The following is a 24,070-nucleotide window of genomic DNA, read 5'->3' on the forward strand; positions in this document are numbered from 1 at the left end:
GGCGAAAGCCCCTCTGTTCCGTAGGGTTTAGCGCGCTATTGCCTGGCTACCGCTAGACTGACGATTTCTGAGGTCATCATAATGAAAATGAAAAAAAGTCTCGTTGCTCTGTGCTTATCCGCTGGATTGCTGGCGAGCGTTCCGGGTATCAGCCTTGCGGACGTCAACTATGTGCCGCAAAACACCAGCGCCGCGCCCACTATCCCCACCTCGGCCCTCCAGCAGCTGACCTGGACGCCGGTCGATCAATCTAAAGTGCAGTCCACCCAAATTTCTACCGGTGGTCAGAGCCTGAACGTACCGGGCATCACCGGTAACGTCGTGGCCTACAGCGTGCCGGCCAATATTGGCGAACTCACGCTGACGCTGACCAGCGAAGTGAACAAACAAACCAACGTCTTTGCGCCGAACGTGCTGATTCTCGATCAGAACATGACGCCTTCTGCTTTCTTCCCAAGCAGCTACTTTACCTATCAGGCACCGGGCGTAATGAGCGCCGACCGTCTGGAAGGCGTTATGCGCCTGACCCCAGCCTTAGGCCAGCAGAAGCTGTATGTCCTGGTCTTTACCACGGATAAAGATCTCCAGCAGACCACTACGCTGCTGGACCCGGCTAAAGCCTACGCCAAAGGCACTGGCAACGCGGTACCGGATATCCCAGACCCGGTGGCAAAACACACCACTGACGGCCTCGTGAAGCTGAAGGTAAAAACCAACAGCAGCTCCAGCGTGCTGGTAGGCCCACTGTTTGGTTCCTCCGGCCCGGCACCGGTCACCGTGGGTAACACCGCCGCACCGGCCTATAGTGCGCCTGCTGCCGCCCCGGTGGTTGCGCCAGTCGCGGCTCCAGCGGCGAAAGCTGAGCCGATGCTGGATGACACGGAAACCTACTTCAACAACGGTATTAAACAGGCGGTAGCGAAAGGGGATATCGACAAAGCCCTGAAGCTGATGAATGAAGCCGAACGCCTGGGCTCGAAATCTGCTCGTTCCACCTTTATCGGCGCTGTAAAAGGCAAGGGGTAAGCTTTACCCCGCAGCGCCGATGTTTAGGCGAAGCCTTTTGGTGTGCCCATCCGGGCACGCCATTTTTCTACACTCCATAGCGTGACAACAAACTGTTGCACTGCTGTTGCGCTAATGATCGTATTTGACCATTCCTGCACCCCCTCCCGCTGTGTTCTGCGATACAATGGCCAGAAGCTATGTATTGGAGAGACAGGCATGTCGCACCCCGCACTGACGCAACTCCGCGCACTGCGCTATTTTGACGTCATTCCCCCGCTCGAATCGGCACAGCGTGACTGGCTGATGCTGGAAGATTCCATGACCAAACGGTTTGAGCAGTTCGGGAAACCCGTTAGCGTCACGCTGCTGAATGAAGCCTTCGTGGGCCGGGACGCGCTGGACGGTGAGCAGCACTTGCTGCCGGATGAACCTCGCTATTGGCTGCGAGAAATATTATTGTGCGTGGGCGACGAACCCTGGCTTGCCGGGCGTACCGTGGTGCCGGAGTCGACGCTGTGCGGCCCGGAACTGGCGCTACAGCAACTGGGGCAAACGCCGCTCGGGCGCTATCTGTTTACGTCATCGACGTTGACCCGGGATTTTATCGAAATAGGGTGTCATGATGCGCTGTGGGGGCGACGTTCCCGCCTGCGTCTGAGCGGCAAACCGCTGCTGCTGACGGAGCTTTTTTTACCCGCATCGCCGCTGTACTAAGAGGAAGAAGAAAAATGGAGTGGAGTCTTAGGTCGAATAAGCTGCTCGCTTACCATCGACTCATGCGTACGGACAAACCGATTGGCGCGCTATTGCTGCTGTGGCCGACGCTGTGGGCGCTGTGGGTGGCTTCCCCAGGCGTGCCACCGCTGTGGATCCTGGCGGTGTTTGTTGCCGGCGTCTGGCTGATGCGCGCCGCGGGCTGCGTGGTGAATGACTATGCGGATCGCAAATTTGACGGCCACGTAAAGCGCACCGCTAATCGGCCGCTGCCGAGCGGGGCGGTGACGGAGAAAGAGGCCCGTACGCTGTTTATCGTGCTGGTGCTGCTCTCCTTCATACTGGTGCTGACCCTCAACACCATGACAATCCTACTGTCGATTGCCGCGCTGGCATTGGCGTGGGTTTACCCGTTTATGAAGCGCTATACCCATTTGCCGCAGGTAGTGCTAGGCGCGGCGTTCGGCTGGTCTATCCCGATGGCCTTTTCCGCCGTCAGCGAAACGCTGCCGCTGAGCTGCTGGCTGATGCTGCTGGCTAACATCCTGTGGGCGGTAGCCTACGATACGCAGTACGCGATGGTTGACCGCGACGACGATGTGAAAATCGGCATTAAATCGACGGCGATTCTATTCGGCGATAACGACCGCCTGATTATCGGTATTCTGCAGGCGTGCGTGCTGGGGCTGATGGCGCTTATCGGCTGGCTGAACGGTCTGCATTGGGAGTTTTACTGGTCAATTCTGATTGCTGGCGCGCTGTTTGTTTACCAGCAGAAGCTGATTCGCCACCGCGAACGTGGGCCATGCTTCCAGGCGTTTCTGAATAATAACTACGTGGGGCTGGTGCTGTTTATTGGCCTGGCGATGAGTTACTGGCAGATCTGATACAGGTATTGCCGAAACGCCTTATCCGGCCTACAAACCGTTGCCCGACCCGTAGCCCGGCCAAGCGAAGCGCAGCCGGGATTGGCTCGGAGCCTACAAAATCAACGGATAAAAAAATCCCCGGTCTCAGCCAGGGATTTTTGTTTTTACTGCGCCGCCTCTTCCTGCGTCACGCTCTCAATCGTCAAGCGCACGTCCGAGGTAATCAGGTTTGCCATCATCTGGTACACCTTCATCGTCTCTTCCGGCTCGGCGTCGCCGCTGTCGCTGATATAGCCTTCATCGCGCAGGGTTAACACCAGAGAAGAGAACACCGCTTTATCGAAGAACTCCGGCGAGTTGATACCGTGCAGCACCGAGAGACGCTGCGCCAGCGTCCGGCTCTCTTTCTCCAGCGTACTGCGGTTCATCGACGGGTTGCCGCTCAGCAGCCAGAAGGTGATCGCATAACGCTGCAGCGTTTCGCGCGCGCCGGCAGCCAGCAGCTGCAGGGTGCGGGAGTGGGAAGCGTTGATACGCAGCTCGCCGTTGTGCTCGGCAAGCATCTCCTGACGAACCATCTCCGCAATCAGCGTATCGATAACCGCTGGCAGCTCCGCGCGATCCCAGCGCAGGAACAGCTCGGCTTTCAGCATCGGATACAGCGTATCGATAATGCTCAGCACCTGCTCGCGGGAAATCTGGCGATGCTGGGTCATAATCGACGCCAGCAGCGACGGCATGATCAGCATATGCGCGATGTTGTTGCGGTAGTAGGTCATCAGCACCGCCTGCTCGCGCGGCAGAATGATGATGTCACCGATGGTGTCCTTCTCAACTTCGAACTTGTTCATCTGCAGCGCGTGATCGATAAGCTCGCTGGCAGAAGAGGTTGGTGCCGTTGCATCAGGCGCATACGGTGCGTTACGCAGCAGCGCCAGATAGCAATCGAGCTGCTGAGTCAGCTGCTCGCGCGTCAGTGAACGCTGACGAGAAGCCAGCAGCGCGGTACAGCACAGGTTCATGGCGTTCGCCGCGCCTGCGTTGTTGATACGCACCATCAGCTCAGCCGCCATCTTGTTGACGGTCGGCGTCAGCCAGGCAGGACGCACGGCTTCGATCGGGTCGATAGACTCGCGCCACTCCGGCACATGGTGGTTCAGGTAGGTCATCAGCGGCATCGGTTCGCCGAAGTTGACGTAGCCCTGGCCTAGATTACGCAGCTTGCTCAAGCCGCGCAGCATCTGCGGCAGGCTCTCTTTCTCTTTGGTCGCGCCGCGCAGCTCTTTCGCGTAGGTGCCCACTTCCATCACGTGTTCGTAGCCGATGTAAATCGGCACTAACGTGATAGGGCGGGAACCGCCGCGCAGCATCGCCTGAATGGTCATCGACAGGGTGCCGGTTTTCGGATCCAGCAGACGACCGGTACGGGAACGCCCGCCTTCCACAAAGTACTCCACGGAGTAACCGCGGCTGAACAGCTCGCCGAGGTATTCGCGGAACACGGTGGAATAGAGCTTGTTACCCTTAAAGGTACGGCGAATAAAGAAGGCGCCCAGGCGACGGAAAATCGGGCCTGCTGGCCAGAAGTTCAGGTTGATACCGGCGGCGATATGCGGCGGCACCAGCCCCTGGTGATAGAGCACGTAAGAGAGCAGCAGGTAGTCCATGTGGCTGCGGTGACACGGCACATAGACAATTTCATGCCCGTCGTGCGCCAGCTGGCGTACGCGCTCGGCGTTGTGAACGTTAATGCCCTGGTACAAACGGTTCCAGGTGAAGCTGAGGATACGGTCGGTCAGACGAATCATCTCGTAGGAGAAGTTCGCCGCGATCTCTTCCATCAGCGCAATGGCGTTCTGCTGCGCTTTCTCGTGGGAAATTTTCTTGCTGCGCGCTTCGTCCTCCACCGCTTTGGCGATTGCTTTTGACGCCAGCAGCTTCTTGAACAGGTCATGACGAGCAGGAAGACGCGGGCCGACCGCCGCCAGACGCTGACGAGCAAAGTGCATACGCGCGACGCGAGCCAGTTTCTGAGCGATAGTTTTATCGGTACCGTGTTCGTCAGCCATGCGGCGCAGAGAGACGGAAGGCGAGAAGCGGACAAAGCTGTCGCGGCCAAGCCAGGAGACAGCAAAGAACTTCTGGAAGCCGTTCAGCATACGCAGCGGCGGGTTAACCTCGCCTTTTTCGCGTCCTGGGGAGCGACCAAACATCACCGATACCGGCACCATTTGCACATCCAGGTCAGGATTGCTGCGGTGCAAGTCGAGATAGTCGTGGAACAGTTTGATCGACTCTTCTTTCGGCGTGTAGTAGGTGAACACGCGCGGGCCGCCGTGGATAAAGACGTAGCGCGGCAGCAGCGTACCGTCGATCTCAAGCGGTTCAAGCGGGTCGGGTAAATCGTGCGCCAGGCACTGAGCGCGCAGCGTCAGCAAGTCAGCCTTAGAGTTATAAGGCAGGACGTACATAATAGGACGCGACGTATCAAGCCCCAATTCCTGGGCAGGTTGTGCCGGAATAGACTTGCTCTTTACCAGAACACTTAATGGTAAATTCAGTAATTTGTAGTAAATTCGTGGCCAGCCGGACATAAACGATGTAAAGCCTCTGGTTAATCATGCAAATGCGCGGCAAGAATATCAGAAAGTCCGTAAAATTTCTGTTCTACCGCCTCATAACAAGCATTGTCATTGACGTAAAAACGAAAAAGGTTCTTGAGATGGCCAATAATACCACTGGGATTACCCGAATCATCAAAGCTGCGGGCTATTCCTGGAAAGGATTCCGCGCGGCGTGGATCAATGAAGCGGCGTTCCGCCAGGAAGGGGTTGCCTCTGTTATCGCGATTATTATCGCCTGCTGGCTGGATGTCGATGCCATCACCCGTGTCCTGCTCATCGGGTCCGTCCTTTTGGTGATGATAGTGGAAATTCTCAATAGTGCACTGGAAGCAGTCGTTGACCGTATCGGCTCAGATTATCACGAGCTCTCCGGCCGGGCGAAAGACATGGGGTCGGCGGCGGTTCTGCTGTCTATTTTCGTGGCGGTGTTCACCTGGGCGACGCTGCTGTGGTCTCATTTTCACTAAAGTCGTGAAAACTGCCTGATTTCGTGAGTTTTATGGTTCCAAAATAGGCAGTAGCTGTATATACTCACAGCATAACTGTATATACACCCAGGGGGCGGAATGAAAGCGTTAACGACCAGGCAGCAAGAGGTGTTTGATCTCATTCGGGATCACATCAGCCAGACGGGCATGCCGCCAACGCGTGCGGAAATTGCTCAGCGCTTGGGGTTCCGTTCCCCAAACGCAGCTGAAGAGCATCTGAAAGCGCTGGCGCGTAAAGGCGTCCTTGAGATTGTTTCAGGCGCTTCTCGCGGTATCCGCCTGCTGGTAGAAGAAGAAGAGGGCCTGCCGCTGGTAGGCCGCGTCGCGGCGGGCGAACCGCTGCTGGCGCAGCAGCACATCGAAGGTCACTACCAGGTTGACCCGTCCCTGTTTAAGCCGAGCGCGGATTTCCTGCTGCGCGTCAGCGGTATGTCGATGAAAGACATCGGTATTATGGATGGCGACCTGCTCGCCGTGCATAAAACCCAGGACGTGCGTAACGGCCAGGTTGTGGTCGCACGTATCGACGAAGAGGTGACGGTAAAACGCCTGAAAAAACAGGGTAACGTCGTCGAACTGCTGCCGGAAAACAGCGAATTTAAGCCTATCGTGGTCGATCTGCGTCAGCAGAACTTCTCCATCGAAGGGCTGGCCGTTGGCGTTATCCGCAACGGCGAGTGGCTGTAACTCTCCCCCCATTCTAATGGCTGCGATACTTCCGCTATCGCAGCCTTTTTTCGTTCTGGTCAAAACTCATGCCGCTACTTACTCACGCCGATAAGGCGCTGTGGCGCCTTGCGCTGCCGATGATCTTCTCCAACATTACCGTGCCGTTGCTGGGGCTGGTCGACACCGCTGTTATCGGCCATCTCGATAGCCCCGTCTATCTGGGCGGCGTAGCCATTGGCGCCACGGCAACCAGCTTCCTGTTTATGCTGCTGCTGTTTTTGCGCATGAGTACCACCGGGCTCACGGCGCAGGCGTTTGGCGCGAAGAACCCGCAGGCGCTGGCCCGCGCGCTGGTGCAGCCGCTTATGCTGGCGCTGGGCGCCGGGCTGCTGATCATTCTTTTCAAAACGCCGCTGATTAACCTGGCGCTCTCCATCGTTGGCGGCAGCGGCGAAGTGCTGGAGCAGGCGCGGCGCTTCCTCGATATCCGCTGGCTCAGTGCCCCCGCATCGCTGGCGAACCTGGTGCTGCTCGGCTGGCTGCTGGGCGTGCAGTACGCCCGTGCGCCGGTCGTGCTGCTGGTGGTGGGGAACGTGCTGAATATCGTGCTCGACCTGTGGCTGGTGATGGGACTGCACATGAACGTGCAGGGCGCGGCGCTGGCAACGGCGATTGCCGAATACGCCACGCTGCTGGTGGGGCTGGGGATGGCGCGCAAGGTGCTGGTGATGCGCGGGATCTCGTGGGCGATGCTGAAAACGGCCTGGCAGGGCGATTTTCGCCGCCTGCTGGCGCTCAATCGCGACATCATGCTGCGCTCGCTGCTGCTCCAGCTCTGCTTCGGCGCGGTGACCGTCTTCGGTGCCCGCCTTGGCAGCGAAGTGGTGGCGGTGAACGCGGTGCTGATGACCATGCTGACCTTCACCGCCTACGCGCTGGACGGTTTTGCCTACGCGGTGGAAGCCCACTCCGGGCAGGCCTATGGCGCGCGCGACGGCAGCAAGTTGCTGGAGGTCTGGCGCGCAGCATGCCGCCAGGCGGGCGTCGTGGCGCTGGCGTTTGCGCTGATTTACGCCCTTCTGGGTGAACATATTGTGGCGCTGCTGACGTCGCTGCCTGAGCTACAGCAGCTTGCCGACCGTTATGTGCTCTGGCAGGCGGTGCTGCCGGTGATTGGCGTGTGGTGCTATCTGCTGGACGGAATGTTTATCGGCGCCACTCGCGGCGCGGAGATGCGTAACAGCATGGCGGTGGCTGCCGCCGGGTTTGCGCTCACCATGCTGGCGCTGCCGCTGCTTGGCAACCACGGACTGTGGCTGGCGCTCGCCGTATTCCTTGCACTGCGCGGGCTATCGCTGGCCTTTATCTGGCGTCGCCACTGGAAAAACAACAGCTGGTTTGCCTGACAAAATGGTTAAAGATTCCGAATAATGAAATGACCTCAGAATGACTGACTACAATTAACCTCACGCTTAGCGAAAAAGATGCCTTTCCTGAAGCATCGGTTTTGCTATTCACTCACTGACGATCGAGGATTCGATGATGAATAAAGACGAAGTCGGCGGTAACTGGAAACAGGTTAAAGGTAAAGTGAAAGAGCAATGGGGCAAACTGACCGATGATGATATGACGGTGATCGAAGGCAAACGCGATCAGCTGGTCGGTAAAATTCAGGAACGCTACGGCTACGCGAAAGATCAGGCCGAGAAAGAGGTGGATAGCTGGGACAAACGCCACAACCACCGCTGGTAATAACGTCCTCCTGCCCGTGCGTACAAGGAAGTACGCTCCCCCTGTTTAGCGCCTGCTAGCGGGATTTCTTCTTAATCTGAATGGTATGGTCGTGATGACAGTGTTCGTGCGCGCTGCACGCTTCCACTTCCACGCAGGCCGAACACAGCCCGTGTGCTTCAATCACGTTGTGACGCAGGGCAAAGCCCATTTTGGCCGCCAGTGCATGCATGATGTCTTCCACCCCTTCCGCACACTCTTCCTTCACCACGCCGCAGCGATCGCAGATAAACATGGCGGAGGTGTGGGTTGGCTGATCGAACAGGTGACAGAGCACGTAGCTGTTGGCTGATTCGACCTTATGCACGAAGCCTTGTTCGAGCAAAAACTCCAGCGCGCGATAAACCGTCGGCGGTTTAGCCTGCGGCTCTTTAACGCGCAGCAGGTCGAGCAGGTCGTAGGCGCTAATCGCCCCTTCCTGGAGACTCATCAGACGCAGCACTTCCAGACGTTGCGGAGTCAGGCGCACGCCGCGTTGCGCACACAGCTTTTCAGCCTGCGCTAACAGTTCTTGCGTAGTGGTCTTATCCATTGGCGTCCTCGGGTTACGGGTGAAACAAACCTCTACTTTATCATGTTATGCCGGAAACGCCGAGTTTCCGCAGGTGTGCTATAGGTGTGTTATAGCAGGCGTACTTCACACTCAGGATGAAAAATGATGAAAAGACCCGATTGCATTCGCCATTGGCATGACGTTGAAGGACCCGATGACTCCACTTACCCCGACAGCAATGAGCTTTTTGCCATCGGTGCGCCGCTGGCCCGCGCGCTGGGGTTGCGGCATCTTGGTATACACCACGAGCGTCTCCCGCCAGGTCGCCGCACCTCATACCCGCATGCGGAGAGCGACGAAGAGGAGTTTATCTACGTGCTGGAGGGCTACCCGCAGGCGTGGATCAACGGCTATCTGTGGAAGCTGCAGCCGGGAGATAGCGTCGGCTTTCCTGCCGGAACCGGCGTTTGCCATACCTTTATCAACAACACCTCCGAAGAGGTTCGGCTACTGGTGGTGGGTGAGGCGAACAAAAAACACAACCGCATCTATTACCCGCTGAATGCTTCGTACGCCGTGACGCGCGAGGATCGCTGGGTCGATCACCCGCCGCAGTTTTTCGGCCCTCACGATGGAAAACCTGGGCGAAATTAGCAGCATCTTCTATAAAGATTAGGGTGCTTATTAAAAATAACGATAACCGAAAAAATTTCAGTTAGAGGAGCACGCCGCTTTTTTTCCCGCTATTCACAGCAACAGTTCGTCTCCATCCTGGTGATAACGGATGGAGGGTTGTTTCATTACCGACAATAAGACGAGCAAACTGTGAATAAAAAAGACAAATTTTCGCTAATGGGAGTCGCTGTCTCCTTTTTCGTGGCGGGACAGGCAGGGGCGGCAAATGGCTGGACGGAGGCGCGTAACGACGCGATGGGCGGCACGGGGGTGGCTTCTGCGAATTATGGCAGCGGCGTACTCATCAACCCGGCGCTGCTGGCTAAGGCGAAGCCGGATGATGGTATCACGCTGATTGCGCCGACCATTGGTGCGCAGATTTCCGATAAGGACGATCTGCGCAGCAAAATTGACGACATCAGCGATGAGGTGAACAACTACCGGCGGGTGATAAGTACGCTTAATCTTAGCCAGATTTCAGCGACGGCAGGCGATCTGGCGAATCAACTCTCCTCGCTGAACGGAAAAACCGCCAGCGGGAAAGTCGGTGCTGGACTAGCCGTCAGTATTCCTAACGATACGCTGAACGTGGCTTTCGTGGCGAAAGCGAATGCAAGGGCGAGGGTCAGTTCGTATATCGATCAAGGGGATATTGCGCTTCTGCGCAGCATTCAGTCGAACCCTCTTAATGCGGCCGGTGCGAGTGATCAGGATCTCAAGTCGAAAGGCTACGGCCGCGCAGCGATCGTCAGTGACTACGGCGTGGCTATCGCGCGCCAGTTTGACGTCGGCGGCGTGCCGGTGTCGCTGGGCATTACACCAAAGCTGCAGCAAACCTGGCTCTATAACTACACCACCTCCATCTACAATTTCAGCAGCGACGATATCAATAGCAGCCGCTATCGCAATGACGATACCGGCTTCAACGTTGACGCCGGTTTGGCCGCTGATGTTGGTGATAACTGGACGGTGGGCCTAAGCGGGCAAAACCTGTTCTCCCGTGACATCGACACCAAAGAGGTCGATGGCGTGCGCGATACCTACCAGATTCGCCCGCTGGTGACCGCCGGGGTGGCCTGGCACACCGATATGCTGACCCTCAGTGCCGACGGCGATCTCACCGAAACCAAAGGCTTTAAAAGCGAGGAGACCTCACAGTACGTTGGCGTGGGCGCAGAAGTGCGGCCGCTCGACTGGCTGGCGGTGCGCGCGGGCTATCGCGCCGATGTGAAGAACAACGACAGCAACGTCTTTACCGGCGGCGTTGGCTTTGCGCCGTTTAACCGGGTGCACGTAGACCTGATGGGGCTGTATGGCGAAAACCAAACCTGGGGCGCGGGGGCACAGTTGAGCGTCGCGTTCTGACTGAACTCCCTTACCGGCGTCGATGCTGCGCACCTCGTCCGGGCTACAGAACCATACTATCCTGTAGCCCGGCCAAGCGGAGCGCCGCCGGGGCCCTCCTCCAGCATTACATCTCTGCTCAAGCTTTATGCTATAGTAGCGCCCCATTTTTCCGGATGCTTAAATAATCACCATGCTGTCAGAAACTTCGACTCCTGCTTTCCCCGCTCACCGTTTCTCCATCGCGCCGATGCTCGACTGGACCGACAGACACTGCCGCTACTTCCTGCGCCTGCTGTCGCAGCACACGCTGCTGTATACCGAAATGGTGACCACTGGGGCGATTATTCATGGCAAGGGCGACTATCTGGCCTATAGCGAAGAAGAGCATCCGATTGCGCTGCAGCTTGGCGGCAGCGACCCTGCGGCGCTGGCACACTGCGCGAAGCTGGCGCAAGAGCGCGGCTACGATGAAATTAACCTCAACGTTGGCTGCCCGTCCGACCGCGTGCAGAACGGCATGTTTGGCGCCTGCCTGATGGGCAATGCGCAGCTGGTGGCGGATTGCGTCAAGGCGATGCGCGATGTGGTCTCCATTCCGGTAACGGTTAAAACCCGCATCGGTATCGACGACCAGGACAGCTACGAATTCCTCTGCGATTTTATCGACACGGTCTCCGGCCGCGGCGAGTGCGAGATGTTTATTATTCACGCCCGTAAAGCCTGGCTCTCCGGTTTAAGCCCGAAAGAGAACCGCGAAATTCCGCCGCTGGACTACCCGCGCGTCTACCAGCTCAAGCGTGATTTCCCGCACCTGACGATGTCGATCAACGGCGGCATTAAGTCGCTGGAAGAAGCTAAAGCGCACCTGGAACATATGGACGGCGTGATGGTGGGCCGCGAAGCCTATCAGAACCCTGGCATTCTGGCTTCGGTTGACCGCGAAATCTTTGGTGCCACCGACGTTGACGCTGATCCTATCGCGGTGGTGCGCGCCATGTATCCGTACATCGAGCGTGAGCTGAGTAACGGCACCTATCTGGGCCATATCACTCGTCATATGCTGGGCCTGTTCCAGGGGATTCCTGGCGCCCGCCAGTGGCGTCGCTACCTGAGTGAGAACGCCCATAAAGCCGGTGCCGATATCAACGTGCTGGAACACGCGTTACAGCTGGTGGCCAATAAGCGTTAATTTTTTCGCTAATTTCTGGTCAAATTCACCACGCCCTGCACAACGTTGCGGGGCGTTTTTATTGATAATCAATAAGTTAGTTTTGGCACGGTTTTTGTAATAGTTCAGACAGTGATGTTTGAATTCTGGGAGAACCACCATGCTGGAACTGTTATTTGTGATTGGATTTTTTGTGATGCTGCTGGTCACCGGGATTTCACTGCTCGGCATTATTGCCGCGCTGGTGGTGGCCACCGTATTAATGTTCGTCGGCGGGTTGTTTGCGATTATGATTAAGTTACTGCCGTGGTTGATCCTTGCGGTCGCGGTGGTGTGGATTATCCGGGCGATTAATTCGCCGAAAGAACGGCCGTATCGCGGCAATTATCGGAGGTATTGAGGTACTCGTCACAACCTCAATAATTTTGCATAAAACCCCATAGGATTTGCGTAATAAATCTGTCACTATTGCCGTCGTTAACGAATTCATCGAGCTGTACCCTACATACAGCCGAACTAAAAAAAGAAAGGGCTTCCTACGGGAAGCCCTAGTCTTTTGTGCGATACAACCGTTATGGAATCAGCAGGCTTGAACCCTGCGTTGCCCGGCTCTCCAGAATCTCATGTGCGCGTCGCGCGTCCTTCAGCGGGTACTTCTGACTCTCCGCCACGTCCACTTTGATAATGCCGCTCGCAATCAGCGAGAACAGCTCGTGGCTGGCCTCTTTCAGCTCGTCATAGTTGGTGATGTAGCCGTTCAGGGAAGGGCGGGTGGCGAACAGTGAGCCTTTTTGATTAAGAATGCCGAGGTTAACCCCGGTGACCGGGCCGGAAGAGTTCCCGAAGCTGACCATCAGCCCGCGGCGCTTTAAGCAGTCCAGCGACGCTTCCCAGGTGTCTTTCCCCACCGAGTCGTACACCACCGACAGCTTTTTCCCACCGGTTAGCTCTTTGACGCGCTCGGCGATATTCTCATCGCGATAGTTAATCACCTGCCAGGCACCGGCCGCGAGCGCACGCTGTGCTTTCTCCGCGCTGCCGACGGTACCGATAAGCTTCGCCCCTAATGCTTTAGCCCACTGGCAGGCAATCAGCCCCACGCCGCCTGCGGCGGCATGGAACAGGAACGCTTCGCCGGGTTTGATTTCGTAGGTTTTGCGCAGCAGATAAAAAACGGTTAAGCCCTTGAGGAACGAGGCGGCGGCCTGCTCATAGGAGATAGCCGCTGGAAGCAGGGCGACCTTATCCGCCGGGACGTTATGCACCGAACTGTAAGCGCCAAGCCCGGACTGCGCATAGACCACGCGATCGCCCGCCTTAATATGCGTTACGTTGCTGCCGACCTGGCTGACCACGCCCGCCGCTTCGGTGCCTAAACCGCTCGGCATTGACGGCGGTGGGTACAGCCCGCTACGAATGTAGGTGTCAATATAGTTGATACCGATGGCTTTGTTTTCCACCTGGACTTCGTTTTCACCAGGGGCGGATGGGGTGAATTCAACGGCGTTCAGCACTTCCGGGCCGCCATGTTTGCTAAATTCAATACGGGTTGCCATGCTTCCTCCAGAACGATTATGTGGTAATCTTTCGACCCACTCTTTATCTCGGTAATACCATTCACTATGGCAGCAAATAAACCCTTCAACAAACCGCAAACCGAACCTCGCGTCCGCGATTTTCAGGTAGACGGGCTGAAAGTACCGCCGCACTCGATTGAAGCGGAACAATCGGTGTTGGGCGGTCTAATGCTGGACAACGAGCGCTGGGACGACGTTGCCGAGCGCGTGGTGGCGGAAGATTTTTATACCCGTCCGCACCGTCACATCTTTACGGAGATGGGGCGTTTGCAGGAAGGCGGTAGCCCGATTGACCTGATTACGCTCGCGGAATCGCTGGAGCGCCAGGGGCAACTGGATAGCGTTGGCGGGTTTGCCTATCTGGCAGAACTCTCCAAAAATACGCCAAGTGCGGCAAACATTAGCGCTTACGCTGACATCGTCCGCGAACGTGCCGTTGTCCGTGAAATGATTGCAGTGGCCAACGAGATTGCCGAAGCCGGCTTTGACCCGCAGGGGCGCACCAGTGAAGATTTGCTGGATCTCGCCGAGTCCCGCGTCTTTAAAATCGCCGAAAGCCGCGCCAACAAAGACGAAGGCCCAAAAAATATTACCGAAGTGCTCGACGCTACCGTCGCGCGCATCGAACAGCTTTTCCAGCAACCGCATGACGGCGTCACCGGGGTGAACACCGGCTATGACGACCTCAACAAGAAAACTGCGGGCCTGCAACCGTCGGACCTGATTATCGTGGCGGCGCGTCCGTCGATGGGTAAAACCACCTTTGCGATGAACCTCGTCGAAAACGCGGCGATGTTGCAGGATAAACCGGTACTGATCTTCAGTCTCGAGATGCCCTCTGAACAGATTATGATGCGTTCTCTGGCATCGCTATCGCGCGTTGACCAGACCCGTATTCGTACCGGCCAACTCGATGACGAGGACTGGGCGCGTATCTCCGGCACCATGGGCATTCTGCTGGAAAAACGAAATATCTATATCGATGACTCCTCCGGCCTGACGCCGACGGAAGTGCGCTCCCGCGCGCGCCGTATCGCCCGTGAACACGGCGGCATCGGCCTTATCATGATTGACTACCTTCAGCTGATGCGCGTGCCGTCGCTTTCCGACAACCGTACGCTGGAGATCGCCGAAATTTCCCGCTCGCTCAAAGCGTTAGCCAAAGAGCTGCACGTGCCGGTTGTGGCGCTGTCGCAGCTTAACCGCTCTCTGGAACAGCGCGCGGACAAACGCCCGGTCAACTCCGACCTGCGTGAATCCGGCTCCATCGAGCAGGATGCCGACTTAATCATGTTCATCTATCGTGATGAGGTTTATCACGAAAACAGTGACTTAAAAGGCATCGCCGAGATTATTATCGGTAAACAGCGTAACGGCCCCATCGGTACGGTACGCCTGACGTTTAACGGTCAATGGTCGCGCTTTGATAACTACGCTGGCCCGCAGTACGACGACGAATAACAACGCTGAATCAGCAAACACATACCAAGGAACACAAATGCAAGCGGCAACTGTAGTCATTAACCGCCGCGCTCTGCGACACAACCTGCAACGTCTGCGTGAACTGGCACCTGCCAGCAAGCTGGTTGCGGTGGTGAAAGCGAACGCTTACGGACACGGCCTCCTCGAGACCGCGCGAACGCTCCCCGACGCCGATGCTTTTGGCGTTGCCCGTCTTGAAGAAGCGCTGCGCCTGCGCGAGGGCGGCATTACTCAGCCGATCCTGCTGCTGGAAGGCTTCTTCAATGCGACCGATCTGCCGACGATTGCCGCGCAGCATCTGCATACCGCCGTACACAACATCGAACAGCTTGAAGCGCTGGAAACTGCTGATATCAGCGAACCGGTCACCGTGTGGATGAAGCTCGACACCGGCATGCACCGTCTGGGCGTACTCCCGGAAGATGCCGATGCGTTCTATCAGCGCCTGAGCCAGTGTAAAAACGTGCGTCAGCCGGTTAACGTGGTCAGCCACTTTGCCCGTGCCGACGAACCGGAATGCGGCGCAACGGAAAAACAGCTCGCTATTTTCACCGCCTTTACCGACGGCAAACCGGGCCTGCGTTCTATCGCGGCATCCGGCGGCATTCTGCTGTGGCCGCAGTCGCACTTCGATTGGGCGCGCCCTGGCATCATTCTCTACGGCGTCTCTCCGCTGGAGCAGAAACCGTGGGGCCCGGACTTCGGCATGCAGCCGGTGATGTCGCTGACTTCCAGCCTGATTGCCGTGCGCGAGCATAAAGCCGGTGAACCGGTTGGCTATGGCGGCACCTGGGTTAGTGAACGCGATACCCGCCTCGGTGTGGTGGCAATGGGCTACGGCGATGGTTACCCGCGCGCGGCACCGTCCGGCACGCCAGTGTTGGTCAACGGCCGTGAAGTGCCGATTGTCGGCCGCGTGGCGATGGATATGGTCTGCGTCGATCTGGGCCCGAACGCCCAGGATAAAACTGGTGATGAAGTGATTATGTGGGGCAATGGCCTGCCGGTGGAACGCATTGCTGAAATCACAAAAGTGAGTGCTTACGAACTTATTACGCGCCTGACGTCGCGGGTGGCGATGAAGTATATCGATTAGTTTTACGCCGCTATTCCCCGGCGTCACTGCGTTCGGCCGGGCTACAATGTAAACGTAGCCCGGCCGAACGCAGTGACGCCGGGAAAAACCCACCAACTACCGCTCGACCTTCCTCCCCATCCGGTTTATTGTGTTATTTCCTGCCTTCTGTAAACCTGGAGAACCATCGCGTGTTTCAAAAAGTTGACGCCTATGCGGGCGACCCTATCCTTTCTTTAATGGAACGCTTTAAAGAAGATCCGCGCAGCGACAAAGTTAACCTCAGCATCGGCCTGTACTACAACGAAGATGGCATTATTCCGCAGCTTCAGGCGGTGGCCGAGGCCGAAGCGCGCCTTAACGCGCAGCCGCACGGCGCGTCGCTGTATCTGCCGATGGAAGGGCTGAACAGCTATCGCCATACCGTGGCTCCGCTGCTGTTTGGCGCCGATCATCCGGTTCTCCAGCAGCAGCGTGTAGCAACCATCCAGACGCTGGGCGGCTCCGGCGCGCTGAAAGTGGGGGCAGATTTCCTCAAGCGCTATTTCCCGGATTCTGGCGTCTGGGTCAGCGACCCAACCTGGGAAAACCATATCGCGATTTTTGAAGGCGCAGGCTTCAAGGTCGGCACTTATCCGTGGTTCGACAACGACACCAACGGCGTGCGCTACGACGCGCTGCTCGAAACACTGAACACGCTGCCAGCGCGCAGCATCGTGCTGCTGCATCCATGCTGCCACAACCCAACCGGCGCAGATCTGACGCATGATCAGTGGGACGGCGTGGTGGAAGTGCTGAAAGCCCGCGATCTGATTCCGTTCCTCGACATCGCCTACCAGGGCTTTGGCGCGGGCATGGACGACGACGCCTACGCGATCCGCGCGATTGCCGACGCAGGCCTGCCGGCGCTGGTCAGCAACTCGTTCTCCAAAATCTTCTCCCTGTACGGCGAACGCGTCGGCGGCCTGTCGATTATCTGTGAAGATAACGACACCGCGCTGCGCGTACTGGGCCAGCTGAAAGCGACCGTACGCCGCAACTACTCCAGCCCGCCAAACTTCGGCGCGCAGATTGTGGCTGCCGTGCTCGGTGATGCCGAGCTGAAAGCCAACTGGCTGGCGGAAGTGGAAGGGATGCGCACCCGCATTCTGGACATGCGTCAGGCGCTGGTGAACGTGCTGAAAGAAGAGATGCCGAACGGTAACTTCGACTATCTGCTCAAACAGCGCGGGATGTTCAGTTACACCGGCCTGAGTGCTGCACAGGTCGATCGCCTGCGCGATGAGTTTGGTGTCTACCTGATTGCCAGCGGTCGTATGTGCGTGGCGGGTCTCAACAGCCGTAACGTACAGCGCGTGGCAAAAGCATTTGCTGCAGTAATGTAAGTAAGTGCTTACGCTGGCTCGGAGGTATATTCTGAGCCAGCGTCCTTTCAAAGCACTAAACTGTGATCCCCTTACTTTTTTCAGGATTATTCTGAGATAAACCTTTCAATCGCATCCCTCAGACGGTAAGGTCGCAGTGCTTTTATTTGAAGCAACACTCACTTTATTACAATAACGACTCGACGAATTAAGGGAAAACATGCGCAAGATCACGCAAGCTCTCAGTGCCGTCTGCTTGTTATTTGCACTGAATGCTTCGGTGACGGCTCACGCCTCGTCACCTTCTCCAATCTATCCAGGCACCGACGTTGCGAAGCTGGCCGAACAGGCTCCTATCCACTGGGTTTCCGTGGCGCAAATTGAAAACAGCCTGATGGGCCATCCGCCAATGGCGGTCGGTTTTGATATCGACGACACCGTGCTGTTCTCAAGCCCAGGCTTCTGGCGCGGGCAAAGAACCTACTCCCCGGACAGCCAGGATTACCTGAAGAACCCGGAGTTCTGGGAAAAAATGAATAACGGCTGGGACGCGTTCAGCATCCCGAAAGAAGTGGCGCGTTCGCTGATTGCGATGCACGTGAAGCGCGGCGACAGCATCTACTTCGTCACCGGTCGTAGCCAGACCAAAACCGAAACCGTCTCCAAAACGCTGCAGGATGATTTCCTGATCCCTGGCGCGAACATGAACCCGGTGATTTTTGCCGGTGATGAACCGGGCCAGAACACCAAGACCCAATGGCTGAAAGAGAAGAACATCAGGGTGTTCTACGGCGATTCCGATAACGACATCACCGCAGCGCGTGAAGTGGGAGCCCGCGGTATCCGCGTCCTGCGCGCCTCTAACTCGACCTACCGCCCGCTGCCGCAGGCCGGTGCGTTTAACGAAGAAGTGATCGTTAACTCCGAGTACTAACGCCCTACCAATAAATGATGCTTTTTTAGTCAAAATCAGGCGCTGAAAGGTTTATCCTTTCGGCGTCTTGTTGCACACTGAGATGATGCTTTTTTGCACAACGTGGTTGGCGAGACTGAGGAGTATAAAATGATGACCAGTTCGGATCTTCTGCAGTACTGCATGGCGAAGCGTGGCGCGGAACAGAGCGTACACAGCGACTGGAAAGCAACACAAATTAAAGTGGCCGACGTGCTGTTTGCGATGGTGAAGGATGTGGAAGACCGCCCGGCGGTGTCGCTGAAAACCAGCCCCGAACTGGCAGAACTGCTGCGCCAGCAGCATAAAGACGTTCGCCCAAGTCGCCATCTCAACAAAGCGCACTGGAGCACCATCTACCTGGACGGTTCGCTGCCAAGCTCACAAATTTACTATCTGGTGGATGCGTCGTATCAGCTGGCGGTGGATCTGCTGCCGGAAACGCTCCGACAGCAGATGTACTCGTGATTAACCCAGTAGAGGCTTCAGGAAACGTGCCGTATGCGAGGCTTCGCAGTTCGCCACCGTTTCTGGCGTACCGGAAACGAGGATTTCACCGCCGCCGCTACCGCCTTCCGGACCGAGATCGACAATCCAGTCCGCGGTCTTAATCACGTCCAGGTTGTGCTCGATAACCACAATGGTGTTGCCCTGATCTCTGAGCTGATGCAGCACTTCCAGCAGCTGCTGGATGTCGGCAAAGTGCAGGCCGGTGGTCGGTTCGTCCAGAATATAGAGCGTTTGACCGGTGCCGCGTTTTGACAGCTCGCGCGCCAGCTTCACGCGCTGCGCTTCACCGCCGGAGAGCGTAGTGGCCGACTGGCCGAGACGGATGTAGGTCAGGCCAACGTCCATCAGCGTTTGCAGCTTACGCGCCAGCGCCGGAACGGCATCGAAGAACTCACGTGCCTCTTCAATGGTCATATCCAGCACTTCGTGGATAGTCTTGCCCTTGTACTTAATCTCCAGCGTTTCGCGGTTATAGCGTTTGCCTTTGCACTGGTCGCACGGCACGTAGATATCCGGCAGGAAGTGCATTTCGACTTTGATGACGCCATCACCCTGACAGGCTTCGCAGCGACCGCCACGGACGTTAAAGCTGAAACGGCCAGGCGTATAGCCGCGTGAACGCGATTCCGGCACACCGGCAAACAGTTCACGCACCGGCGTAAAGACGCCGGTATAGGTAGCCGGGTTGGAACGCGGGGTACGGCCAATTGGGCTCTGGTCGATATCGATAACTTTATCGAAATGTTCCAGCCCCTGAACGTCGCGGTACGGCGCTGGTTCAGCGATGGTGGCGCCGTTTAACTGGGTCTGGGCAATCGGGAACAGCGTGTCGTTAATCAACGTCGATTTACCAGAACCGGAGACGCCGGTGATGCAGGTAAACAGGCCGACCGGCAGCGTCAGGGTGACGTCTTTCAGGTTGTTACCCGTGGCGCCCGTCAGCTTGAGGACTTTTTCCGGGTTTGCCGGCACGCGGTTTTTCGGCACTTCAATTTTGCGTTTTCCGCTCATGAACTGCCCGGTTAACGACTCTGGCACCGCCATAATGTCGTCCAGCGTCCCTTCAGCCACTACCTGACCGCCGTGGACACCGGCGCCAGGGCCAATGTCGATAACGTGGTCGGCGGCGCGAATCGCGTCTTCGTCGTGCTCTACCACAATCACCGTATTGCCAAGGTTACGCAGGTGAATCAGCGTGCCGAGCAGACGTTCGTTGTCGCGCTGGTGCAAGCCGATAGACGGCTCATCCAGCACGTACATCACGCCAACCAGCCCCGCGCCAATTTGGCTTGCCAGACGGATACGCTGCGCCTCGCCGCCGGAGAGGGTCTCTGCGGAGCGGGAAAGCGTCAGGTAGTTCAGGCCGACGTTGACCAGGAACTTCAGGCGGTCACCAATCTCTTTCAGCACTTTTTCCGCAATTTGCGCACGCTGGCCGGAGAGTTTCAGGTTATTGAAGAAGTCCATGGCGTGGCCGATGCTCATATCTGAGATCGTCGGCAGCGGCGTATTTTCAACGTAGACGTGGCGCGCTTCGCGACGCAGGCGGGTGCCGTCGCAGCTGGCGCACGGACGGTTGCTGATGAACTTCGCCAGCTCCTCGCGCACCGCGCTGGATTCCGTCTCTTTATAGCGGCGCTCCATGTTGTGCAGCACGCCTTCGAACGGATGGCGACGCACGGACGTATCGCCACGGTCGTTGATGTATTTGAATTCAATCGACTCTTTGCCGGAGCCGTAGAGAATCGCTTTCTGCGCGGCGGCATCAAGGCTTTCCCACGGCGCTTCAACGTCGAATTCGTAGTGTTCTGCCAGCGATTTGAGCATCTGGAAGTAATAGAAGTTACGACGATCCCAGCCGCGAATCGCGCCGCCAGCCAGCGACAGCTCTGGATTCTGGATCACGCGGTCAGGGTCGAAATACTGCTGCACGCCCAGGCCATCGCAGGTTGGGCACGCGCCCGCCGGGTTGTTGAACGAGAACAGGCGTGGTTCAAGCTCGCGCATGCTGTAGCCGCAGATTGGGCAGGCGAAGTTGGCGGAGAACAGCAGCTCTTCCGCTTTCGGGTCGTCCATATCGGCGACCACCGCCGTGCCGCCGGAAAGCTCCAGCGCGGTTTCAAACGATTCCGCCAGACGCTGCGTCAGGTCATCGCGTACTTTAAAGCGGTCAATCACCACTTCGATGGTGTGTTTCTTCTGCAGTTCGAGCTTCGGCGGATCGGACAGATCGCAGACTTCACCGTCGATACGTGCGCGGATATAGCCCTGGCTTGCCAGGTTTTCCAGCGTTTTGGTGTGCTCGCCCTTACGTTCTTTAATGATCGGGGCCAGCAGCATCAGGCGTTTACCTTCCGGCTGCGACAGCACGTTATCGACCATCTGGCTGACGGTTTGCGCCGCCAGCGGCACATCGTGATCCGGGCAGCGTGGCTCGCCTACGCGAGCGTAAAGCAGACGCAGGTAGTCGTGAATTTCGGTAATGGTACCGACCGTCGAACGCGGGTTGTGTGACGTCGACTTCTGCTCGATAGAAATCGCAGGCGACAGCCCTTCAATATGATCGACATCCGGCTTTTCCATCAGCGACAGGAACTGGCGTGCATAGGCAGAAAGTGATTCTACATAGCGACGCTGCCCCTCGGCGTAGAGGGTGTCAAAAGCCAGTGAGGATTTGCCAGACCCGGACAGCCCGGTCACAACAATCAGTTTGTCGCGAGGGATGACGAGGTTGATATTTTTGAGATTATGGGTGCGGGCGCCCCGAACTTCGATCTTATCCATTCACCTTTCCCGGTAGAGGAGATACACGGATTGCCTGGTTTGTTAGAAGGACAAACGGCAGAAACGGCTAATTATGACACAACTTAACCTGAATGAATATACAGTATTGGAATGCCGATTCCGGATGCTGGTGAAAATTGCAGCGGGATAAGATGTTTAGTGGAATATACCTCGCAGCTACCAAAATACCGTCTGGAAATGATACACTGGCGCGTTTACACTTAATCAAGATTCATATTTCAGGAGAGACAAACATGGCCAGCAGAGGCGTAAACAAGGTGATTCTCGTCGGTAACCTGGGCCAGGACCCGGAAGTACGCTACATGCCGAATGGTGGCGCAGTTGCCAACATTACGCTGGCGACTTCCGAATCCTGGCGCGACAAAGCGACCGGTGAAATGAAAGAGCAGACTGAATGGCACCGCGTTGTGCTGTTCGGCAAGCTGGCGGAAGTAGCAGGCGAATACCTGCGTAAAGGCTCTCAGGTCTATATTGAAGGCCAGCTGCGTACCCGCAAATGGACCGATCAGTCCGGCGCTGAAAAATACACCACCGAAGTGGTGGTTAACGTTGGCGGCACCATGCAGATGCTGGGTGGCCGTCAGGGCGGCGGTGCACCAGCAGGTGGCGGCCAGCAGCAGCAGGGCGGTTGGGGCCAGCCTCAGCAGCCACAGGGCGGCAACCAGTTCAGCGGCGGCGCGCAGTCTCGTCCGCAGCAGCAGTCCGCTCCGGCTCCGTCTAACGAACCGCCAATGGACTTCGATGACGATATCCCGTTCTGATAAACGGCAGATAACCGTCTGAAAAAAAGCCCCGATTCGTCGGGGTTTTTTTATGTCTGTTGGGTCGGAGCCGATCCCGGCGGCGCTGCGCTCGGCCGGGCCACGATTAGGTTTGCATGGGATTGCGTTGATGGCATCGTAGCCCGGGCGAGGCGTTCACGCCGACCCCGGGGAGACCCGGAGCCTACTGCTGCGCCTTATCGCTCGCCGGAATAATCGGCGGCTTCCCGGTCGCCGCCCGCTTGCGGTTGATCTCATCCAGCACCAGCCGATAGGCAATGTAATACTTATAAATATTGCCAACGTAGGTCACCGTCTCCGCACCTATCTTCTCAGCGGCCAGATTCTCGACGTTGCCAAACCAGACGTTCGGATCAAAACCGCGCTTCTGCGTCTCTACCCGTAAACGCGCAATCCGTGCCGGCCCCGCGTTATAAGAGGCAAACGAAAACAGTGCCTTATCCAGCTGTGTCATCGGTTCGTCGCCGTAGTAGCGGTCGATCATCCAGCGCATATACTTCACCCCGGCGTGAATATTGGGGTCGAGCTGTTTGATATCGCCGACCTTCAGCTCCTTGCCAGTTTTCGGCATCACCTGCATCACGCCGATGGCCCCGACGTGGCTGCGCACCGATTGATTTAACCGCGATTCCTGGTAGCCCTGCGCCGCCATCAGCAGCCAGTCAACGTCATAGCGATCGCCATATTTCCTGAACACCTCCACCATTTTCAGAAATTTACGTCGTTCTTTTTCCGCCGCCGCGTTCTTTACGTATTTCGCACTTTTCAGGTAGCGTAGCAGCAGCGTATTGCCCAGCGTGCTGCCCTGGCGGTTCTCTTTCACAAAGCCGTTAAGCTCAGTGAGGAGCTTGGGATTATCTTTGCGCACCGCCCAGGCGATGCTGCCGTTATCGCGCAGCACCACATCCTCATGCACCTGAATTTTGGGGAAGACCTGCTGCCAGAAAACCGCCTTGTGATGATCAACCACCGTCAGCGGGATCAGCCCGGCGTTGAGCATCTCCAGCAGATCTTCATCCTCCAACGCCTCCGGGGCGGCTTTGATGATGACCGGTGGTTTTGCCGCTTTGACGAACTGCGCGTTGAGCGCGGTCAGGCTCTCGTAATAGCTCGACGATTTACGCACAAACACCGTTTTTCCGGAAAGGTCATCCAGGTTGTTAACCTGCGGTGACGCGGGGCCGGAAATCAGCAGCTCCTTGATATCGTTATAGATAGGATCAGTAAAGGCAACCGCCTGCTGGCGGGACGGTGTGATGGTCAGGTTAGCGGCGGCGATATCGCCTTTTCCCTCGTTGAGCGCGGTAAACAGGTTATCGCGGGTCACCGGCACAAAAATAATCCGCACCTTCAGATGCTTCTGCTTAAGCTTCTTATCCTTTGCTAGCTGTGCGTTCAGGCTGCGCTCAAAGGCGGCGAAAATATCGTGCGTCGCGCCGCGCTGCTGTCCTTTGTCGATAAAAAAGAAGGTTTTACTGTAAGTGGTTAAAACGCGAATCACGCGACGGTCAAGCATGCCGGGCAGGTCGCCTTTCCACGGCTGCATGATGCTTTCGATATTCACTTCCAGCGCATCGCTTTGTTCATCCGGTTTGGGGGCGGCATAAGCCGGGGTGGACAGCAGCAGGGCGCTTAAACAGACGGTAATGAGGCGATGAAAAGGGATGGCGTTCATGG

22 protein-coding genes are annotated in these 24,070 nt (G+C 57.0%); 17 read left to right on the forward strand and 5 right to left on the reverse strand.

What is annotated here, in order from left to right; genetic code table 11:
• The first annotated feature begins 81 nt into the window (after window positions 1–81).
• The 3 genes from malM to ubiA all read left to right on the forward strand — a co-directional run bounded on the left by malM (window position 82) and on the right by ubiA (window position 2,609).
• Window positions 82–1,026, forward strand: coding sequence for a maltose operon protein MalM (malM, locus tag AB2B48_RS19530; protein WP_368299903.1), 945 nt, complete (start codon window positions 82–84; stop codon window positions 1,024–1,026).
• A gap of 198 nt (window positions 1,027–1,224) precedes the next feature.
• Window positions 1,225–1,722 (forward strand): chorismate lyase, encoded by a 498-nt coding sequence (gene ubiC, locus AB2B48_RS19535; protein WP_333012317.1) that lies wholly within the window; start codon window positions 1,225–1,227, stop codon window positions 1,720–1,722.
• A gap of 14 nt (window positions 1,723–1,736) precedes the next feature.
• The gene (ubiA, locus tag AB2B48_RS19540) at window positions 1,737–2,609 is read left to right on the forward strand and encodes a 4-hydroxybenzoate octaprenyltransferase (RefSeq protein WP_185668447.1); all 873 of its coding nucleotides are present in this window, start codon (window positions 1,737–1,739) and stop codon (window positions 2,607–2,609) included.
• 146 nt (window positions 2,610–2,755) lie between these two features.
• On the opposite strand, the gene plsB is transcribed toward ubiA, so the two are convergent.
• Window positions 2,756–5,185 (reverse strand): glycerol-3-phosphate 1-O-acyltransferase PlsB, encoded by a 2,430-nt coding sequence (gene plsB, locus AB2B48_RS19545; RefSeq protein ID WP_368299905.1) that lies wholly within the window; start codon window positions 5,183–5,185, stop codon window positions 2,756–2,758.
• 128 nt (window positions 5,186–5,313) lie between these two features.
• On the opposite strand from plsB, the gene AB2B48_RS19550 reads away from it, so the two are divergent.
• From AB2B48_RS19550 to AB2B48_RS19565, 4 genes are all read left to right on the forward strand, one after another.
• Window positions 5,314–5,682, forward strand: coding sequence for a diacylglycerol kinase (locus AB2B48_RS19550; protein ID WP_185668449.1), 369 nt, complete (start codon window positions 5,314–5,316; stop codon window positions 5,680–5,682).
• Window positions 5,683–5,781: 99 nt separating this feature from the next.
• Window positions 5,782–6,390 (forward strand): transcriptional repressor LexA, encoded by a 609-nt coding sequence (lexA, locus tag AB2B48_RS19555; RefSeq protein ID WP_035897335.1) that lies wholly within the window; start codon window positions 5,782–5,784, stop codon window positions 6,388–6,390.
• Between the two features lie 68 nt (window positions 6,391–6,458).
• Window positions 6,459–7,778 carry an MATE family efflux transporter DinF gene (gene dinF / locus AB2B48_RS19560; RefSeq protein WP_220440476.1) on the forward strand — a complete coding sequence of 440 codons (1,320 nt, stop codon included), beginning with the start codon at window positions 6,459–6,461 and terminating at the stop codon, window positions 7,776–7,778.
• Window positions 7,779–7,914: 136 nt separating this feature from the next.
• Window positions 7,915–8,124 (forward strand): CsbD family protein, encoded by a 210-nt coding sequence (locus tag AB2B48_RS19565; RefSeq protein ID WP_035897337.1) that lies wholly within the window; start codon window positions 7,915–7,917, stop codon window positions 8,122–8,124.
• A 55-nt stretch (window positions 8,125–8,179) separates the two neighbouring features.
• On the opposite strand, the gene zur is transcribed toward AB2B48_RS19565, so the two are convergent.
• A complete protein-coding gene (gene zur, locus AB2B48_RS19570) occupies window positions 8,180–8,695 on the reverse strand; it encodes a zinc uptake transcriptional repressor Zur (protein WP_035897338.1) in 516 nt (171 codons plus the stop codon).
• A gap of 126 nt (window positions 8,696–8,821) precedes the next feature.
• Between zur and AB2B48_RS19575 the strand changes: the two genes are divergently transcribed.
• From AB2B48_RS19575 to pspG, 4 genes are all read left to right on the forward strand, one after another.
• Complete coding sequence (locus AB2B48_RS19575; RefSeq protein WP_035897345.1) at window positions 8,822–9,310, forward strand: cupin domain-containing protein; 489 nt, start codon at window positions 8,822–8,824, stop codon at window positions 9,308–9,310.
• A 171-nt stretch (window positions 9,311–9,481) separates the two neighbouring features.
• Window positions 9,482–10,696: a conjugal transfer protein TraF gene (locus AB2B48_RS19580; protein WP_368299907.1), complete on the forward strand. Its 1,215-nt coding sequence runs from the start codon at window positions 9,482–9,484 to the stop codon at window positions 10,694–10,696.
• A gap of 172 nt (window positions 10,697–10,868) precedes the next feature.
• Window positions 10,869–11,867, forward strand: a complete 999-nt coding sequence (gene dusA, locus AB2B48_RS19585) for a tRNA dihydrouridine(20/20a) synthase DusA (protein WP_333497086.1) — start codon at window positions 10,869–10,871, stop codon at window positions 11,865–11,867.
• Window positions 11,868–12,006: 139 nt separating this feature from the next.
• On the forward strand, window positions 12,007–12,246 hold the full coding sequence (gene pspG / locus AB2B48_RS19590) for an envelope stress response protein PspG (protein WP_185668454.1): 240 nt from the start codon (window positions 12,007–12,009) through the stop codon (window positions 12,244–12,246).
• 172 nt (window positions 12,247–12,418) lie between these two features.
• Here pspG and AB2B48_RS19595 read toward each other — a convergent pair whose 3' ends face one another.
• A complete protein-coding gene (locus tag AB2B48_RS19595; RefSeq protein ID WP_368299910.1) occupies window positions 12,419–13,402 on the reverse strand; it encodes a quinone oxidoreductase in 984 nt (327 codons plus the stop codon).
• A gap of 66 nt (window positions 13,403–13,468) precedes the next feature.
• On the opposite strand from AB2B48_RS19595, the gene dnaB reads away from it, so the two are divergent.
• The 5 genes from dnaB to AB2B48_RS19620 all read left to right on the forward strand — a co-directional run bounded on the left by dnaB (window position 13,469) and on the right by AB2B48_RS19620 (window position 18,764).
• Window positions 13,469–14,884 carry a replicative DNA helicase gene (dnaB, locus tag AB2B48_RS19600; RefSeq protein ID WP_035896759.1) on the forward strand — a complete coding sequence of 472 codons (1,416 nt, stop codon included), beginning with the start codon at window positions 13,469–13,471 and terminating at the stop codon, window positions 14,882–14,884.
• Window positions 14,885–14,921: 37 nt separating this feature from the next.
• Window positions 14,922–16,001 carry an alanine racemase gene (gene alr, locus AB2B48_RS19605; RefSeq protein WP_368299911.1) on the forward strand — a complete coding sequence of 360 codons (1,080 nt, stop codon included), beginning with the start codon at window positions 14,922–14,924 and terminating at the stop codon, window positions 15,999–16,001.
• 170 nt (window positions 16,002–16,171) lie between these two features.
• Window positions 16,172–17,365 carry an aromatic amino acid transaminase gene (tyrB, locus tag AB2B48_RS19610; RefSeq protein WP_185668457.1) on the forward strand — a complete coding sequence of 398 codons (1,194 nt, stop codon included), beginning with the start codon at window positions 16,172–16,174 and terminating at the stop codon, window positions 17,363–17,365.
• A gap of 199 nt (window positions 17,366–17,564) precedes the next feature.
• Window positions 17,565–18,278, forward strand: coding sequence for an acid phosphatase AphA (aphA, locus tag AB2B48_RS19615; RefSeq protein WP_185668458.1), 714 nt, complete (start codon window positions 17,565–17,567; stop codon window positions 18,276–18,278).
• A gap of 132 nt (window positions 18,279–18,410) precedes the next feature.
• Window positions 18,411–18,764, forward strand: coding sequence for an MmcQ/YjbR family DNA-binding protein (locus tag AB2B48_RS19620; protein WP_185668508.1), 354 nt, complete (start codon window positions 18,411–18,413; stop codon window positions 18,762–18,764).
• On the opposite strand, the gene uvrA is transcribed toward AB2B48_RS19620, so the two are convergent.
• Window positions 18,765–21,590, reverse strand: coding sequence for an excinuclease ABC subunit UvrA (gene uvrA / locus AB2B48_RS19625; RefSeq protein ID WP_185668459.1), 2,826 nt, complete (start codon window positions 21,588–21,590; stop codon window positions 18,765–18,767).
• Window positions 21,591–21,844: 254 nt separating this feature from the next.
• On the opposite strand from uvrA, the gene ssb1 reads away from it, so the two are divergent.
• Window positions 21,845–22,372 (forward strand): single-stranded DNA-binding protein SSB1, encoded by a 528-nt coding sequence (ssb1, locus tag AB2B48_RS19630; RefSeq protein ID WP_035896752.1) that lies wholly within the window; start codon window positions 21,845–21,847, stop codon window positions 22,370–22,372.
• Window positions 22,373–22,556: 184 nt separating this feature from the next.
• Here the strand turns inward: ssb1 and AB2B48_RS19635 are convergent, their stop codons facing one another.
• Complete coding sequence (locus AB2B48_RS19635) at window positions 22,557–24,068, reverse strand: lytic transglycosylase F (RefSeq protein WP_317983853.1); 1,512 nt, start codon at window positions 24,066–24,068, stop codon at window positions 22,557–22,559.
• Between the last annotated feature and the right edge of the window lie 2 nt (window positions 24,069–24,070).

Origin of the sequence: Kluyvera sichuanensis (assembly GCF_040930405.1) — a bacterium.
GTDB lineage: Bacteria > Pseudomonadota > Gammaproteobacteria > Enterobacterales > Enterobacteriaceae > Kluyvera > Kluyvera sichuanensis.

Excerpts from the sequence above, each read along its gene's own strand:
- malM (WP_368299903.1), top strand. The coding sequence starts at position 82 with ATGAAAATGAAAAAAAGTCTCGTTGCTCTGTGCTTATCCGCTGGATTG.
- ubiC (WP_333012317.1), top strand. The coding sequence starts at position 1,225 with ATGTCGCACCCCGCACTGACGCAACTCCGCGCACTGCGCTATTTTGAC.
- ubiA (WP_185668447.1), top strand. The coding sequence starts at position 1,737 with ATGGAGTGGAGTCTTAGGTCGAATAAGCTGCTCGCTTACCATCGACTC.
- plsB (WP_368299905.1), bottom strand. The coding sequence starts at position 5,185 with ATGTCCGGCTGGCCACGAATTTACTACAAATTACTGAATTTACCATTA.
- AB2B48_RS19550 (WP_185668449.1), top strand. The coding sequence starts at position 5,314 with ATGGCCAATAATACCACTGGGATTACCCGAATCATCAAAGCTGCGGGC.
- lexA (WP_035897335.1), top strand. The coding sequence starts at position 5,782 with ATGAAAGCGTTAACGACCAGGCAGCAAGAGGTGTTTGATCTCATTCGG.
- dinF (WP_220440476.1), top strand. The coding sequence starts at position 6,459 with ATGCCGCTACTTACTCACGCCGATAAGGCGCTGTGGCGCCTTGCGCTG.
- AB2B48_RS19565 (WP_035897337.1), top strand. The coding sequence starts at position 7,915 with ATGAATAAAGACGAAGTCGGCGGTAACTGGAAACAGGTTAAAGGTAAA.
- zur (WP_035897338.1), bottom strand. The coding sequence starts at position 8,695 with ATGGATAAGACCACTACGCAAGAACTGTTAGCGCAGGCTGAAAAGCTG.
- AB2B48_RS19575 (WP_035897345.1), top strand. The coding sequence starts at position 8,822 with ATGAAAAGACCCGATTGCATTCGCCATTGGCATGACGTTGAAGGACCC.
- dusA (WP_333497086.1), top strand. The coding sequence starts at position 10,869 with ATGCTGTCAGAAACTTCGACTCCTGCTTTCCCCGCTCACCGTTTCTCC.
- pspG (WP_185668454.1), top strand. The coding sequence starts at position 12,007 with ATGCTGGAACTGTTATTTGTGATTGGATTTTTTGTGATGCTGCTGGTC.
- AB2B48_RS19595 (WP_368299910.1), bottom strand. The coding sequence starts at position 13,402 with ATGGCAACCCGTATTGAATTTAGCAAACATGGCGGCCCGGAAGTGCTG.
- dnaB (WP_035896759.1), top strand. The coding sequence starts at position 13,469 with ATGGCAGCAAATAAACCCTTCAACAAACCGCAAACCGAACCTCGCGTC.
- alr (WP_368299911.1), top strand. The coding sequence starts at position 14,922 with ATGCAAGCGGCAACTGTAGTCATTAACCGCCGCGCTCTGCGACACAAC.
- aphA (WP_185668458.1), top strand. The coding sequence starts at position 17,565 with ATGCGCAAGATCACGCAAGCTCTCAGTGCCGTCTGCTTGTTATTTGCA.
- AB2B48_RS19620 (WP_185668508.1), top strand. The coding sequence starts at position 18,411 with ATGACCAGTTCGGATCTTCTGCAGTACTGCATGGCGAAGCGTGGCGCG.
- uvrA (WP_185668459.1), bottom strand. The coding sequence starts at position 21,590 with ATGGATAAGATCGAAGTTCGGGGCGCCCGCACCCATAATCTCAAAAAT.
- ssb1 (WP_035896752.1), top strand. The coding sequence starts at position 21,845 with ATGGCCAGCAGAGGCGTAAACAAGGTGATTCTCGTCGGTAACCTGGGC.
- AB2B48_RS19635 (WP_317983853.1), bottom strand. The coding sequence starts at position 24,068 with ATGAACGCCATCCCTTTTCATCGCCTCATTACCGTCTGTTTAAGCGCC.